Source organism: Mesorhizobium sp. M0778 (genome assembly GCF_040320105.1).
Lineage (GTDB): Bacteria > Pseudomonadota > Alphaproteobacteria > Rhizobiales > Rhizobiaceae > Mesorhizobium.
Map to the genome: position 1 here is coordinate 52,018 of NZ_JAMYPA010000007.1, position 14,434 is coordinate 66,451.

Sequence of the window (14,434 nt, forward strand, 5' to 3'; positions counted from 1 at the left end):
TTGACCATGCCAATAGTCCCTATCACCAATCATAACATGAACACGATTCGATCTGTCTGCGTCTATTGCGGCTCGTCCCCGGGCCGAGATGAAACCTATATCAAGGCCGGACACCTGCTTGGCCGCTCGATCGCCAAGTCCGGCCTGCGTCTGATTTATGGCGGCGGCACTAAAGGTATCATGGGTGCCGTCGCTGAAGGGGCATTAAAGGCCGGCGGCAAGGTAACGGGCATAATTCCACGTTTTCTGATCAACCGGGAGGCGACCGAAACCGCGCTTGACCGGCTCGACGAGCTCGTCATCACCGACAACATGCACGAGCGCAAACACAGGATGTTCGAGAAATCCGACGCCTTTGTGGCGTTGCCCGGCGGCATCGGCACCGTCGAGGAGATCGTCGAGATCATGACTTGGGCGCAGCTCGGACATCATCGTAAGCCGATCGTCTTCGGCAACGTCGGAGGGTTCTGGGATCCGATGCTGGCGCTGCTCGACCACATGGTAACGGAAGGCTTCATCCACACCGCGCAGCGGGTCAAGCCGCTGGTGGTCGAGGACCCGGAAGCGATCGTAGCCGCCATCATGGTGGCGGGATCCTCCGTCGATGCACCGACGGAGGGCGTGCAGTCGGTGATTGATAAAATGTAGAGGGAGTAGGGAGTAGGGAGTAGGGAGTAGGGAGTAGGGAGTAGGGATAGACACGCGCGCCGGTTCGGAAGGTGTTGTACTTTACTATTCACTATTCACTATTCACTATTAACTCCTTCATTAACTCCTTCCCTACTGCCTTCCTTAAGTCCGCGATGACCGCCCGCTTGTCCTGACGTCGCCAGGCGAGATGGATCGAGACGGTGCGTTCGAACCACGGCAGATCGCGAAACACGATCTGAGGCGGCGCGGCACTCCGCAGGCTGGCCTGCACCGTCGCCAGCCCAAGCCCGGCGCTGACCAAGCCCAACGACGTCAACGGATCGGTCGTCTCATAGGCTATGTCGGGCAGGAAACCGGCCTTCGCACAGGCGGCGAGAAATTGGCTGCGGTTGGTGTCGTCAGGCTGGCGCACCACCGTGATCCAGGTGCGTCCGTCCAGTTGCTGCGGCAGTATCTCCGCGATTTCGGCCAATGGATCGCTTTCCGGCATCGCCAGAACCAGAGGCTCGCGCATGATGAGCAAGGCGGCGATGTCGGGATCGTCGGCAGAAGGAGGCGTGTAGACGAGGCCCAGATCGAGCGATCGTTCGCGCAGCGCTTCGATCTGCGCGGCGGAACGCTGGCCCTTCAGTTGAAGATGAAATTCGGGCCGGTCGCGGCGAAACTGGCGCAGCATCCGAGCGACAAGCCCGGCATGGACCGCACCTTCGACATAGCCGATGGCGAGACGGCCGACCGTACCGCTGGCGAGATTGCGGCCGAGCTCCTCCAGCCGTCTTGCATGGGCCAGCAGCGCACGCGCCTCGGTAAGAAAGGCGCGGCCTTCGGGATTGAGATGAACACGCTGCCTCGCCCTCTCGAATAATGTGATGCCCAGTTGCTGCTCCAGCTGCATGATCTGGCGGCTGAGCGGCGACTGCGAGATGTGGAGCAATTCGGCGGCACGCCCGACATTGCCGGTTTCGGCCACCGTGATGAAATAGCGGAGCTGGCGCAGGTCGAACATTGTTGCTCCGATGCTCAAGTCCCGTGAGGTCTCAACTTTAGCCTAATCAGTCTTGGACTGTCTGGCCAGCCGAAGCGAATATTTTCGCCATTCCAACGGCCAACATCAGGAGATTCCGATGCAGTTCTTTGCCCTTCTTGTGCGCAACACCGAAAAGTTCACCGACGCCGATTTCGCGCCTCTGCTGCCCGGCGAGGCCGAGCAGCGCCGCACGCTTGCGTCAGGTGTGGAATCGAGGCGACATTCCCGGCAGCGGCATGATGTTCGAGGCCGGCAGCGATGCCGACGTGCGCAGCCATCTCGCAACCTTGCCGCTGGTCAAGGCCGGCATGATGGACATTGCCGCCGTCGTGCCGCTGCAGCCCTATCCAGGCTTCGGGCCGAAGCGCTGAGCGACCGTGAAAGAGGCGGCTGCCGGCATTAGGCCCGCCAGCCGCCTTTCTTCGTTACGCGGATCGAGCGGATGCGGCGACGGTCTTGCGCGCCGAAGAAAACATCGACCAGGAGTACATCGCCAGCGCCGCCCAGATCAGGCCGAAGGCGATGGCCTGAACGCTGCCGAAGGGTTCGCCGAAAATCAGCACCGCGATCAAAAAGACGATTGTCGGCGCGATATATTGCATGATGCCGATGGTGGAGAGGCGCAGCAGCCTGGCGCCGAACGCAAACAACAGCAGCGGCACGGCGGTGACCGGTCCGCAGCCGACCAGCAAGGCGGTGTCGTTCAAGGAGCTGGAGACGAAATGATCCTGTCCTGTGGCGATCAGGAAGACGATGTAGCCGAGCGCCGGCACCGACAGTAGCAGCACTTCGAGCAGGAAGCCCTGGCTTGGACCAATTGGCAGCGTCTTGCGGAAGAAGCCATAGGCGGCAAAGGAAAAGGCCAGCACCAGCGACACCCAGGGCAGCTTGCCAGCGTCGATGGTTAGCACCGCGACGGCGATTGCCGCGAGCACCACCGCCGCGATCTGCAGGCGGTCGAGCCGTTCGCCGAGCAGCAGCGCGCCGACAACGACGCTGACCAGCGGGTTGATGTAATAGCCAAGCGCGGTCTCGATCGTGCGGTCGACCGCGATCGCCCAGACATAGATGCCCCAGTTGACCGAGATCAGCGCCGCCGTCAGCAGCGCCATCGAAATGATGCGCGGCGAACGAACGGCCGCTTTGAAATCGGCAGTGCGGCCCGCCCAGACCAGGACGGCGGCCGCGATCGGCACCGACCAGACGATGCGGTGGGCGATGACTTCGGCCAGCGGCAGATGCGCGACAGCCTTCATGTAGAAGGGCAGCAGCCCCCAAAGCAGGTAGGCGCCGAGCGCCAGCAAGAAGCCGCGACGAGCTTTGGTATCGGCCTCGATTTGAAGTACTTGGGTAGCCATGGCCCAAGGCTATGCGCCAGCGGCCCCGGCAAGACCATCGCAAAGTTCTGATGGATCAATGGAGTCTCGCTGATGGTTCAAGAACCCGGAGTTTTCACCAGTTCATTGAAATGCGCGAAGCCCGCAGTCATTTGGTCTCGCCGGGCGCAGGCACCAATTCCATGAATTCCGCTCCAACGGTGTCGTGACGAAAGCCCGTCACGCATCCTGCCACCTCGATCGGAATATCTGCGATAAAGTCTATGGCGGCAGCACCTGCGTCCTCGCGATCCTGATCTGCGAAGCGCTCGCGGCGGATCTCCTCGAAACAGGATGGAAGGTTTCCTGTCGCTTCCAGGTTGCGCGCACCGTCTGCGCTGGTGTGTCGTATGCTCCAGACTTCGTGCCCGTCGCGCCACTGTTCGGCCCATTGCAGCATGACCGTATCGATATTGTGAACGACGACAATGTCCCTGCCCGTCGAAAGGTTAGCCAGGCGCTTCTCGTCCACCAGGTCCATGTTCACGTCGTTAAAAATGACGACAGACCAATTTTGACCAACCGTCACGCCATTGTAGTCAAAATCAAAAACCTCGTCCGATTGTCCGCTCTGAGCCAGACCGAAAGCCAGCGCTGCCTTCGCGAGTGGCAGACCATTGAATGCGACCCAGCTTATCGTGAAGCCCATTTCCTCACTCCGCCGCGATCAGCCCGGCCATGTCGCGGTTCTTCATCAGCTTGTAGACGATCGAATCCATCAGCGCCTGGAACGAAGCATCGATGATGTTTTCGGAGACGCCGACCGTCCACCAGCGCGCACCGGTGCCGTCATGCGATTCGATCAGCACGCGGGTGATCGCCTCGGTGCCGCCATTGAGGATACGCACCTTGAAGTCGGCCAGCTCGAGATCGGCGATCTCGCTCTGGAATTTGCCGAGATCCTTGCGCAGCGCAATGTCGAGCGCGTTGACCGGGCCATGGCCTTCGGCGACCGACATCTTCTCCTCGCCCTCGACCAGCACTTTCACAATCGCCTCCGAGACCGTCTTCAGCTGGCCGTTGGCGTCGAAGCGGCGCTCGACCATGCAGCGGAATGAAGTGACGCGGAAGAATTCCGGCACGCCATGCAGCATCTTGCGCGCCAGAAGCTCGAAGCTGGCGTCGGCGCCTTCGTAAGCGTAGCCCTCCGCCTCACGCTCCTTGACCACGGCGATCAGCGCGTCGAGGCGATGGTCGTCCCGGGGCATGTCGATGCCGCGCCGTTTCAGCTCGGCCATGAAATTCGCCTTGCCGCCTTGGTCCGAAACCATGACGCGGCGGCGGTTGCCGACAGTCTCTGGCGGCACATGCTCGTAGGTCGCCGGCTCCTTGGCCAGCGCCGAGGCATGGATGCCGGCCTTGGTAGCGAATGCGGAGGCGCCGACATAGGGGGCCTGCGCTTCCGGCGCACGGTTCAGCAACTCGTCGAAGGCGCGGGACAAGCGCGATATACCGGTCAACGCCTCCGCTGAAATGCCTGTTGCAAAGCGGCCGGCAAAGGAAGGCTTCAACGACAATGTCGGCACGATCGAGATCAGATTGGCGTTGCCGCAGCGCTCGCCTATGCCATTCAGCGTGCCCTGGATATGGCGCACGCCGGCCTCCACGGCGGCAAGCGAATTCGCCACCGCCTGGCCGGTGTCGTCATGGGCGTGGATGCCGAGATGGTCGCCCGGTATGCCGGCCGCGATCACCTTTTCGACGATGGCGCGCACCTCGGAGGGCTGCGTGCCGCCATTAGTGTCGCATAGAACCACCCAGCGCGCGCCGGCATCGTAGGCCGTCCTGGCGCAGGCCAGCGCATAATCGGGGTTGGCCTTGAAGCCATCGAAGAAATGCTCGCAGTCGACCATCGCCTCCTTGCCGGCACTGAGCGCCGCCTCGACCGAGGCCTTGATCGCCTCGAGGTTCTCCTCATTGGTGCAGCCGAGCGCGACGCGGACATGGTAGTCCCAGCTCTTGGCGACGAAGCAGATGGCATCCGACTTCGACTGGACCAGCGCGGTGAGGCCGGGGTCGTTCGAGGCCGACACTCCTGCCCGCTTGGTCATGCCGAAGGCGACGAACTTGGCATCGGCCGTGCGACGCTCGGCGAAAAAGGCGGTGTCGGTTGGATTGGCGCCAGGGTAACCGCCCTCGACGTAGTCGATGCCGAACTCGTCGAGCAGCTTGGCGATGGCGATCTTGTCCTCGACGGAAAAGTCGATACCCGGCGTCTGCTGACCATCGCGCAGCGTCGTGTCGAACAGATAAAGGCGCTCGCGAGCCATCGTCATTTCCCGGCAAACACGTCCGTTGCGCGGATCAGCCTGTCGAGGATGCCCGGCTCCGAATAGGCGTGGCCGGCACCTTCGATCAGATGGAAATCCGCTTTCGGCCACGCCTTGTGCAGCGCCCAGGCATAGCGCGCCGGGCACGGCATGTCGTAGCGGCCGTGAACGATGCTACCCGGTATATCCTTAAGCTTCCATGCATCACGCAGCAGCTGTCCCTCTTCCAGCCAGCCGGCATGGACGAAATAGTGGTTCTCGATGCGGGCGAAGGCCAGGGCATAATCATCCTGGCCGAAGGGACCGCTGGTTTCCGGTTCCGGCAGCAAAGTGATCGTCTCGCCCTCCCACAGGCTCCAGGCGCGAGCGGCCTCGACCTGCGCCACAGGATCGCTACCGACCAGCCGTTTGCGGTAGGCGGCCATCATGTCGCCGCGCTCAGCCTCCGGAATGGGCGCCAAAAACCGCTCCCATTTGTCGGGGAACATCTCCGAGACGCCGAACTGGTAGTACCATTCGAGTTCGGCGCGGGTCAGCGTGTAGATGCCGCGCACGACCAGTTCGCTGACCCGCTCGGGGTGTGTCTCGGCATAGGCCAGCGCCAGCGTCGAACCCCACGAGCCGCCGAACACCAGCCATTTGTCGAAGCCGCACATGTCGCGCAGCCGCTCTATGTCGGCGACCAGATGCCAGGTGGTGTTGGCTTCGAGCGAGGCATTGGGCGTCGATTTTCCACAGCCACGCTGGTCGAACAGGATGACATCGTACAGCGTCGGATCGAACAGCCGCCGGTGCTTTGGCGAAATGGTGCCGCCCGGTCCGCCATGCAGGAATACCGCCGGCTTGGCACCGCGGGTGCCGGAGCGCTCCCAATAGACCTGATGGCCATCGCCAACGTCTAGCATGCCGGACTCGAAAGCCTCGATCTCGGGATAGAGGGTGCGGAATTCGCTGCTCATAGTTTCAGGCCCTGGTGCGGCCAGTTGGCCGTCTCGTGATCGGGATGCTGGAAGGAGATGATTGACTCCTGTCGCGCGTAGAAATCCGGATCGTCGTGGATTGGCGCGTCGAAGATCGTCTCCACCCAAGGCAGCCTGGCGGCGTAGTTGACCTGGATCTGCGGCGCCAGATCGGAACGGTCGTCGAAGGCGCCGATGGCGATCTCGAGCGCGCCGGGCTGGCGGTAGGTCAGCGGCGTGCCGCAGCGGGCGCAGAAGCCGCGATCGATGTTGACCGACGACTGAAAGTAACTCGGCTCCTCGCGCAGCCATTCGACGCCGTCGCTCGGCACTGTCACAAGCGCGCCGAAAAACGAGCCGAACTGTTTCTGGCACATGCGGCAATGACAGATCGAGGGGCGGCCGAGCGCGCCGTGGATGCGGAAGCGCACGGCGCCGCACTGGCAGCCGCCGGTACGAACGGTTTCGGTCATGATCTTTCCTCCGGCGGCCATTGTTCGGTGTCATGGTCGGGATGTTGGTAGGAGACGAGGTCGGCGAGATAGGAGGCAGACGAGACGTCGGCCATCGTTTCCTCACCGGGCAATTCGTGGACATGATCCACATAGGGGAGCTTGGCTTCGACACCCCATTGGATCGTCGGCGCGATCTCCTCGGGGTGGTCGAATGCGGCGATGGCGAGCGCCACGCCGTCGGTCGCTTCGAAGGTCAGCGGCGTGCCGCATTCGGCGCAGAAACCGCGCAACGCCGCATTGGACGAGCGGAAGCGTTTGGGCTCGCTGCGCGTCCAGTCGAGTCCTGCGCCGCGCACCGAGACCAGCGGCAGGTAAAAATTGCCGCTCGCCTTCTGGCCCATGCGGCAATGGCAGACGGAGGCATCGCCGAGCGCGCCTTCGACGCGGAAGCGCACTGCGCCGCACTGGCAGCCGCCCGTATACACCGGTCTGTTGTCAAGGCTCATCGCATTTTACTCCGGAGCATGGCAGACCGCCTCGACATTGTTGCCGTCGGGATCGAAGACGAAGGCGCCATAATAGTTCGGATGATAGTGCGGGCGCAGGCCCGGCCCGCCATTGTCCTTGCCGCCGGCGGCGATTGCCGCCGCGTGAAAGGCATCGACCTCGGCACGGCTGCGCGCCGTGAAAGCGGCGTGTTGATGATCCTTCGGCTTGTCCTTGCCGGCATGCAGCCAAAACACTGGCCGGTCGCGGCCGTAGCCGCCGACCTTGGCGCCGCCGGTATATTCCTGCGGCACCATGTAGAGCAGCGAGGCACCAAGCGGCGCCATCGCCCTGTCGTAAAAAGCTTTCGACACGTCGAAATCCAAAACGGTGATGCCGAGATGATCGATCATCTTTTTACCTCCCAGGTGGTGATGCGTTCGCCGGTGACAGGGTCCTTGCCGTCCTTCAACTGGATGCCTTGCGCCAGCAACTCGTCGCGGATGCGGTCGGCCTCGGCCCAGTTCTTGGCGGCGATCAGCGCGAGGCGTTTGGCGATCGCTTTGGCAATGGCGTCTTCATCCACCTTGGCTGTTGCGACGTCGAAGCCGAGGAACAGCAGCGATGCCTTCAGCAAAGTGGCAGCATCGTTGTCTTCGGCGGCTGCGTTGCTGCTACCAGCGTCGAAATCAACAGCATCGCCAGCCAACTGGGTCAGCAACTGGAATGCGGGATAGGTGGCGAGGTCATCCGACAGCACTTCGATCACATCCGCCGGCACCGATTTTGCCGTTGGCGGCGCCAGATCGGCCGCTCGCTTCCATTTGCGCAGCGTATTCTCCGCCTCTTCCAGCTTGCGTACGGAAAAGTCGATCGGCTCGCGATAATGCGTCATCAGCATCGCCAGCCTGAGCACCTCGCCCGGCCATTTGCGGCCGCCAAAAGTCTCCGTCTCCAGCAGTTCGGTGATCGAATAGAAATTGCCCAGGCTCTTGGACATCTTCTGGCCCTCGACCTGCAGGAAACCGTTGTGCATCCACACCTTGGCCATCGTTTCGGTGCCGTGGGCGCAACGTGACTGGGCGATCTCGTTCTCGTGGTGTGGAAAGATCAGGTCGAGACCACCGCCATGGATGTCGAACACCTCGCCGAGATAGGCGGCCGACATCGCCGAGCACTCGATGTGCCAGCCCGGCCGACCCCTGCCCCACGGACTCTCCCAGCCCGGTTCCTCGGGCGAAGACAATTTCCACAGCACGAAATCCTGCGGGTTCTTCTTGTGCGCATCGACGGCGACGCGGGCGCCTGCCTGCTGCTCGTCGAGATTGCGCTTCGACAACTGTCCGTAGTCCGGCATGGAAGCGGTGTCGAACAGGACTTCTCCAGCCGCGACATAGGCATGGCCGCGTTCGATCAAGCGTTGAATCAAGAGGATCATGTCGACCTTGCCGTCGGGCCTAGGCTCGACGAACTCGGTGGCGCGCGGCTCGACCGTCGGTTCCAGGCAACCGAGCGCCGCCACGTCCTTGTGGAACTGATCGGCGGTCTTTTCGGTGACCCGCCTGATCGCTTCGTTCAGCGACAGCTTGCCCAAGGCAATCTCGCCGCCGAAATCGCGCAGCGCGCGAGCGTTGATCTTGTCGTCGACGTCGGTGATGTTGCGGACGTAAGTGACATGCGCTTGCCCGTAGAGATGGCGCAGCAAACGGAACAGCACGTCGAAGACGATCACCGGCCGCGCATTGCCGATATGGGCGAAGTCGTAGACCGTCGGGCCGCAGACATACATGCGCACGTTGCGCGGATCGATCGGGAAGAAATCCTCCTTGCTCCGCGTTAGCGTGTTGTAGAGGCGCAGGCTCTTCGATGCTTCAGACATACGTGCGTTCCGGTGCGTTACTTTGTTTGAGCATGATCTTTTGGGATCGTGCTCTGGATGGAGTCGGTCACGCCGAGGCGCAAAATCGAGCTCCAGCCTGCTGGCCGGGGCGTTTGTCCAATCTGGGAGGAGATGAGGCGAAAACGTCCAGGACCAGCGCGAGGCTAGTCGATAATGCAAATGCCACAAATGGCGAAAGACGTTTTCATGGCCGGCTTTATCGCCTTGCCCGGTGTTGCCGTCAAGTCGCTACCTTCGCCAAAAATATCGTTGGCTCACAGGAAATGAGCCACTGAAACATTTTATTAAACAGATCGGCACTGTCATGAAACATTCGCCGGCTAGATCAGCAAGCGTCACGATTTGGTCGGATTCGGCCAGCAAACGCAGACACGAAGACGTTACCAGGGAAGAGAATAATGCCTAAGCAAGAATCCAACCGCGCCAAGCAACCGGCGCTCGCCAGCCATTACCGGGCGATCGGCCCGGCAGCAATCGTCGCAGCTCTTCTGCACACCGCGAAGAAGAAGAAGCCGGCACAGAAGATCGTGTCGCCACGCGCTGCCTGAGAATGCCGTCGGGTGAAGATTGAGGCGCTCACGGTGTCCTGGAAATAGTAGCTTTCGCTAAAATAATGTCATTTGACTGTCGTTCGCGCCGGACTTCTGGCGCTTGACCTTCTCGGGCTCAGGCTCGACGACGCCCTTCTCCTGAATCTCCGGCCCGGTATTGGCGACCTTGTTGACGAGGTCGGAAACCGGGATCGCTTCGAAGAAATCGGGCCGGGTGGGTCTCAGCAGATCGGCCACATCACGCGGCTCGAGCGTGCGGCAATCCAGCCAGCGCGCGAAATCCTCGGGATGGATCACCACCGGCATGCGGTCGTGGATATGGGCAGTATCGGCATTGGCGTGGGCGGTCAGAATGGCGCCGGTGTCCATTTCCGAGCCACCCGGCTCGGCATACGTCTCAATCAGCCCGGCGAAGGCGACAAGCCCTCCATGCTTTGGCCGCATCCAATAGGGCTGCCCTCTTCTGCCAGCGGTTTGGTGCCATTCGTAGAATCCCGAAGCCGGTACCAGGGCGCGGCGATGGCGCATGGCAGCGCGAAACGACGGCTTTTCCGAAGCCCCCTCAGAACGCGCGTTGAACAGCAGCGGGAAGTTACGCGTATCCTTGACCCAGGCCGGGATCAGGCCCCAGCGCACCAGCATCGAGCGGCGGTCGGGCAGGTTCGAGCCCGGCGCCTGCGGCAATCCGGCGAGCGCCATCAGCACCGGCTGCGTCGGCGCGATATTGTAGCGGGGCGGAAACTCCTCCAACTCCGCCAGACCGAGAAGGGCGGCGGTCTGGTCCGGAGTGGCGGTCAAGGCAAAGCGTCCGCACATGAATTCAGCTCTCGAATGGGTGACATGTGAAAGTGACCATGGAACCTGCCTTTCGCAACCGCTAAAGCTGTTCGCCGACGGCCGGTCCACAACGGGCTATGCCAATCGAGCGATCGGGAACCCATGGAAGCACGTAAGATCATTCCGGCAGTCTCGGTCTGCGTCGTGCGCGAGAACACGGTGCTGCTGGTCAAGCGGGCCAGACCGCCCTCGCAGGGCCTTTATGCCTTTCCCGGTGGCAAGGTCGAAGCCGGCGAGACGCTGGAACAGGCAGCAAGGCGCGAATTGCTGGAAGAGACCGGATTGCAGGCGCGCAACTACCGGCCGCTGCGGGAAATCCACATCGACGGCAGCGGCGACGGGCATCCGGTCGACTACCGGCTGACGGTGTTTGGGGCCAACTATGCCGGCGGCGAGGCGGTGGCCAGTGACGACGCCGAAACCGCCGCCTTCTATACACTGGCCGAAATGACAGCGATGCAGCTTGCCGATGCAGTGTTTGATATCGCCGACGACCTGCTGGCCACCAGCAAGGGCGGCGCGAACTGAGCTTGAGAATCGCCTTGCAGGCAACAAATTGTTTCAGCACAAGGGCTCATGAACCGCACATCACCGTTTCTCGCCGCCTGCCTCGCCGTTAGTGTGGTTGTCGGCTTGCGTCCTGCCATTGCCGCCGAGGCGCCGTTCGAGCCCGGGCTGTTGCGGCTGGCGGAAGTGCTCGGCTCGTTGCATTTCCTGCGCAATCTATGCGGCGAGAAGGGCGACCGGTGGCGGGCCGAGATGGAAAAACTGATCGCATCAGAAAATCCGAACCCTGAGCGGCGCGCCCGCTTCATCGCCAGCTTCAACCGCGGCTACCGATCCTTCGGCGGCAGTTATACGCAATGCACCGCCTCGGCGACGGAAGCCATCAGCCGCTACATGAAGGAAGGCGAGACACTGTCTCGCGACATCGCCTCGCGCTACGGGAACTGACGGCGGCAGCTGCCGTTCCGGCAAAGCGGAATCAAGCGTCGGCGCTGTTGGCGGCGGACGCGTTCGACACTTCTCCGCTTGCCTCGGGTGAGGTCTTGGTGCAAACCTGATGTTGCACTTTTGCAACTATGTTAACGAAACGTTAGCGCGCAGATGTGAAATTAACTCAAACTGAAGGTTTCCGTCCCCTTGGCCGGCCTAATCGGCTAAGTTTGAAACGGATCGGACGCAGGTTTGCTTAATGCGACGGGTTTTGTAGAAAACGACCAAAAAAATGTCGCATTTACAAGTACTTACTTCGCCTGCGTGTAAAAGGGACAACTCAAGCTTGATCCCTATCCAACGGATCACCGCTTGAAAGGGTGGACATCGCAATGGAACATGGCGTCAACGACATCGACGCGCTGGTCAGGGAAGAAAAGCGCCTGACCGCCGTGGAAAGCCACAGCGAAGCCTGGGCGGAAGGATTGTCGGCGGGGATCGAGCCGGAAATCATCGCCGAGGCAGCCCTCGAAACGGCATTCGGCGAGATGCTGCGAACCAATGGCGAGACCTCGGCGCTTGCCCTGCTCGATCGCATGCGCGAAAAGGTGATTGCCGGGGCCTTCGAGCCCGAAAGGCTGCGGCACTGACCCCGGTTCTTTGACGACGGCGCGTCGCCGGACATCATGTCCGGGCACATCATGTCCGGGCACATGAGTGGGCCTGGAACCAGGGAGTAGCAGGCGGTGAATTTTTCGATATCAGGCAAGCCGCGCGGCCTGGTCCTCAGCATTTGGCTTATCACCTCCTGCGCCACGATTCCCCTTGCACTGTTTCTTGCGAGCAGTCCCGCTCACGCCCTCAGCGAGATCAAGCGCGAAGACCTGCCTTCGCCGGTCACGCCGCCGCCCGACGGCGACATGTCGCCGCCCGGAAGTACCGTGCCGATGCCCGGCCCGCTCGGCACGACGCCACCTGCAGCCAGCCAGCCGACTCCGTCCGACGAGCCAAGGCAAACCGAACCGAAAGGGCCAGCGGACGATGGCGGCATGGCCAATCCGCATGTCGATCCGGACGCGCCTGTGCCCGAAGTCGTTTACGACCTTGCCAAGTTGCCGGAACCGGTCAGGCGCATGCACGATCTGATCGTCGAGGCGTGCAAAAGCGGCGACATCGAAAGACTGCGGCCGCTGATCGGCACGGGCGACATGATGACCCAATTGTCGCTGGACGACATGGAGGGCGACCCGATCGCCTTCCTGAAAGGGCTTTCAGGCGACACGGAAGGCCAGGAAATCCTCGCCATCCTGGAAGAGGTGCTCAATGCCGGCTATGTCCATGTCGATGCAGGCACGCCGCAGGATCTCTACGTCTGGCCGTATTTTTTCGCCCTGCCGTTGGACAAGCTCGATGCCAGGCAGCGGGTCGAGTTATTCAAGATCGTCACTGCCAGCGACTATGACAACATGAAGCAGTTCGGCGCCTACATTTTCTACCGCGTCGGCATCACGCCGACCGGGCAATGGACGTTCTTCGTCGCTGGGGATTGAGTGGTCAGGCCTGGCCCTTATTGAGGCAGGGAGCTTAGCCCGCCAACGCCTCGGAAAACTCCACCGCCCTGCCTTGGCCTGGCGTGGCAATCTCGCCTTCCCACATCACGCGCCGGCCCCGAACGATAGTGCCGACCGGCCAGCCGGTCACCTGCCTGCCGTCATAAGGCGTCCAACCGGCCTTGGAGCCTTGCTGGGCGTTGGCGATGATCTCGCGGCGCTTCAGGTCGACGATGGTCAGATCGGCATCGTAGCCGGCGGCAATACGGCCTTTCCTGGCGATGCCGAAAATGCGCTGTGGGCCATGGCTGGTCAGGTCGACAAAGCGCTGCAACGTCAGCCGGCCGGCGTTGACATGATCCAGCATGATCGGCACCAAAGTCTGCACGCCGGTCATGCCTGACGGCGACGCCGGATAAGGTTTTGCCTTCTCGGCCAGCGTGTGCGGCGCATGGTCGGAGCCGAGGACATCGACAACGCCTTGCGCAATGCCCTGCCAGACCCCCTCGCGATGGCGCGCGGCGCGCACCGGCGGGTTCATCTGGATCAGCGTGCCTAACTGCGCATAGTCATCTGCGCTCAGCGTCAGATGATGCGGCGTCGCCTCGCAAGTCGCGACATCCTTGTGCTGTTCGAGGAAGCCTATCTCTTCGGCGGTCGAGATGTGCAGCACATGGATCCGGGCACGGACCTGGCGCGCGATGCGCACCAGGCGCTCGGTGCAGCGCAATGCGGCGATCTCGTCGCGCCACACCGGATGTGAGGACGGATCGCCCTCGATGCGCTCGCCGAGCCGCTCGCGCAGCCGGAACTCGTCCTCGGAGTGAAAGGCGGCGCGGCGGCGTGTGTTCCTCAGGATCGAGGCAACGCCTTCGTCGTCCTCGACCAGCAGGTCGCCGGTGGACGAGCCCATGAACACTTTTATGCCGGCCGCACCCGGCAGCCGCTCGAGATCGCCGGCGTCTTTTGCATTGTCGCGGGTCCCGCCGACCCAGAAGGCAAAGTCGCAATGCATGCGGCCGGTGGCCCGCCGCACCTTGTCGGCAAGAGTCGCCTCGCTGGTGGTCAGCGGATTGGTGTTCGGCATCTCGAAGACGGCGGTGACGCCGCCAAGCACCGCTGCCCGCGAGCCCGTCCCCAAATCTTCCTTGTGCTCCAGTCCCGGCTCGCGGAAATGCACCTGGCTATCGACGACGCCCGGCAGGATATGCAATCCGCGGCAGTCGATTGTCTCGCCGGCCGACGCCTGGCGGAGATCGCCGATGGCAGCGACGCGCCCGCCATTGATGCCGACGTCGCGAAAACCCTCGCCATCGTGGTTGACCACGGTGCCACCTGTCAGGATGAGATCGTAGATGGGGGCCATGCGGATCAGGTCTCTTGCGGGGGAAGTGCCAGCGGCTTACGTAATGGCCGACAGTTTTGCAAGATCAGGC

General features: G+C 62.1%; 18 protein-coding genes. 7 read left to right on the forward strand and 11 right to left on the reverse strand.

Features of this window, described 5'->3' with window-relative positions:
- The first annotated feature begins 36 nt into the window (after window positions 1–36).
- On the forward strand, window positions 37–648 hold the full coding sequence (locus NKI22_RS12105) for an LOG family protein (protein ID WP_352937525.1): 612 nt from the start codon (window positions 37–39) through the stop codon (window positions 646–648).
- Window positions 649–739: 91 nt separating this feature from the next.
- Here NKI22_RS12105 and NKI22_RS12110 read toward each other — a convergent pair whose 3' ends face one another.
- Window positions 740–1,657: a LysR family transcriptional regulator gene (locus NKI22_RS12110; RefSeq protein ID WP_352481839.1), complete on the reverse strand. Its 918-nt coding sequence runs from the start codon at window positions 1,655–1,657 to the stop codon at window positions 740–742.
- A gap of 215 nt (window positions 1,658–1,872) precedes the next feature.
- Between NKI22_RS12110 and NKI22_RS12115 the strand changes: the two genes are divergently transcribed.
- The gene (locus NKI22_RS12115) at window positions 1,873–2,049 is read left to right on the forward strand and encodes a hypothetical protein (protein ID WP_352958463.1); all 177 of its coding nucleotides are present in this window, start codon (window positions 1,873–1,875) and stop codon (window positions 2,047–2,049) included.
- A 54-nt stretch (window positions 2,050–2,103) separates the two neighbouring features.
- On the opposite strand, the gene rarD is transcribed toward NKI22_RS12115, so the two are convergent.
- From rarD to cysS, 8 genes are all read right to left on the reverse strand, one after another.
- The gene (gene rarD, locus NKI22_RS12120) at window positions 2,104–3,036 is read right to left on the reverse strand and encodes an EamA family transporter RarD (protein WP_352481840.1); all 933 of its coding nucleotides are present in this window, start codon (window positions 3,034–3,036) and stop codon (window positions 2,104–2,106) included.
- A gap of 127 nt (window positions 3,037–3,163) precedes the next feature.
- A complete protein-coding gene (locus NKI22_RS12125; protein WP_352814825.1) occupies window positions 3,164–3,703 on the reverse strand; it encodes a hypothetical protein in 540 nt (179 codons plus the stop codon).
- Window positions 3,704–3,707: 4 nt separating this feature from the next.
- Window positions 3,708–5,330, reverse strand: coding sequence for a citramalate synthase (gene cimA / locus NKI22_RS12130; RefSeq protein WP_352814823.1), 1,623 nt, complete (start codon window positions 5,328–5,330; stop codon window positions 3,708–3,710).
- The gene (gene pip / locus NKI22_RS12135) at window positions 5,327–6,283 is read right to left on the reverse strand and encodes a prolyl aminopeptidase (protein WP_023719859.1); all 957 of its coding nucleotides are present in this window, start codon (window positions 6,281–6,283) and stop codon (window positions 5,327–5,329) included. The genes cimA and pip overlap by 4 nt, the downstream gene beginning before the upstream one ends.
- Window positions 6,280–6,756, reverse strand: a complete 477-nt coding sequence (locus tag NKI22_RS12140; protein ID WP_023719860.1) for a GFA family protein — start codon at window positions 6,754–6,756, stop codon at window positions 6,280–6,282. Before NKI22_RS12140 ends, pip begins: the two co-directional genes overlap by 4 nt.
- Window positions 6,753–7,244, reverse strand: a complete 492-nt coding sequence (locus NKI22_RS12145) for a GFA family protein (RefSeq protein WP_352850274.1) — start codon at window positions 7,242–7,244, stop codon at window positions 6,753–6,755. Before NKI22_RS12145 ends, NKI22_RS12140 begins: the two co-directional genes overlap by 4 nt.
- Window positions 7,245–7,250: 6 nt before the next feature.
- The gene (locus tag NKI22_RS12150; protein ID WP_352788908.1) at window positions 7,251–7,637 is read right to left on the reverse strand and encodes a VOC family protein; all 387 of its coding nucleotides are present in this window, start codon (window positions 7,635–7,637) and stop codon (window positions 7,251–7,253) included.
- Window positions 7,634–9,103, reverse strand: a complete 1,470-nt coding sequence (gene cysS, locus NKI22_RS12155) for a cysteine--tRNA ligase (protein ID WP_352494858.1) — start codon at window positions 9,101–9,103, stop codon at window positions 7,634–7,636. Before cysS ends, NKI22_RS12150 begins: the two co-directional genes overlap by 4 nt.
- Before the next feature lie 419 nt (window positions 9,104–9,522).
- On the opposite strand from cysS, the gene NKI22_RS12160 reads away from it, so the two are divergent.
- Entirely contained in the window at window positions 9,523–9,672 is a 150-nt protein-coding gene (locus NKI22_RS12160) for a hypothetical protein (RefSeq protein ID WP_023677745.1), read from the forward strand.
- Window positions 9,673–9,729: 57 nt separating this feature from the next.
- Here the strand turns inward: NKI22_RS12160 and NKI22_RS12165 are convergent, their stop codons facing one another.
- The gene (locus tag NKI22_RS12165; protein ID WP_352814821.1) at window positions 9,730–10,491 is read right to left on the reverse strand and encodes an SOS response-associated peptidase; all 762 of its coding nucleotides are present in this window, start codon (window positions 10,489–10,491) and stop codon (window positions 9,730–9,732) included.
- 123 nt (window positions 10,492–10,614) lie between these two features.
- On the opposite strand from NKI22_RS12165, the gene NKI22_RS12170 reads away from it, so the two are divergent.
- The 4 genes from NKI22_RS12170 (at window position 10,615) to NKI22_RS12185 (ending at window position 12,998) form a co-directional block, all read left to right on the forward strand.
- A complete protein-coding gene (locus NKI22_RS12170; protein WP_352481843.1) occupies window positions 10,615–11,040 on the forward strand; it encodes an NUDIX hydrolase in 426 nt (141 codons plus the stop codon).
- A 48-nt stretch (window positions 11,041–11,088) separates the two neighbouring features.
- Entirely contained in the window at window positions 11,089–11,466 is a 378-nt protein-coding gene (locus tag NKI22_RS12175) for a TIGR02301 family protein (RefSeq protein ID WP_023719865.1), read from the forward strand.
- Window positions 11,467–11,840: 374 nt separating this feature from the next.
- The gene (locus NKI22_RS12180) at window positions 11,841–12,098 is read left to right on the forward strand and encodes a hypothetical protein (RefSeq protein WP_023677749.1); all 258 of its coding nucleotides are present in this window, start codon (window positions 11,841–11,843) and stop codon (window positions 12,096–12,098) included.
- Between the two features lie 96 nt (window positions 12,099–12,194).
- Window positions 12,195–12,998, forward strand: a complete 804-nt coding sequence (locus NKI22_RS12185) for a hypothetical protein (RefSeq protein ID WP_352814819.1) — start codon at window positions 12,195–12,197, stop codon at window positions 12,996–12,998.
- Between the two features lie 34 nt (window positions 12,999–13,032).
- Here NKI22_RS12185 and NKI22_RS12190 read toward each other — a convergent pair whose 3' ends face one another.
- Window positions 13,033–14,364 (reverse strand): dihydroorotase, encoded by a 1,332-nt coding sequence (locus NKI22_RS12190; RefSeq protein WP_352788917.1) that lies wholly within the window; start codon window positions 14,362–14,364, stop codon window positions 13,033–13,035.
- Window positions 14,365–14,434: the final 70 nt, after the last annotated feature.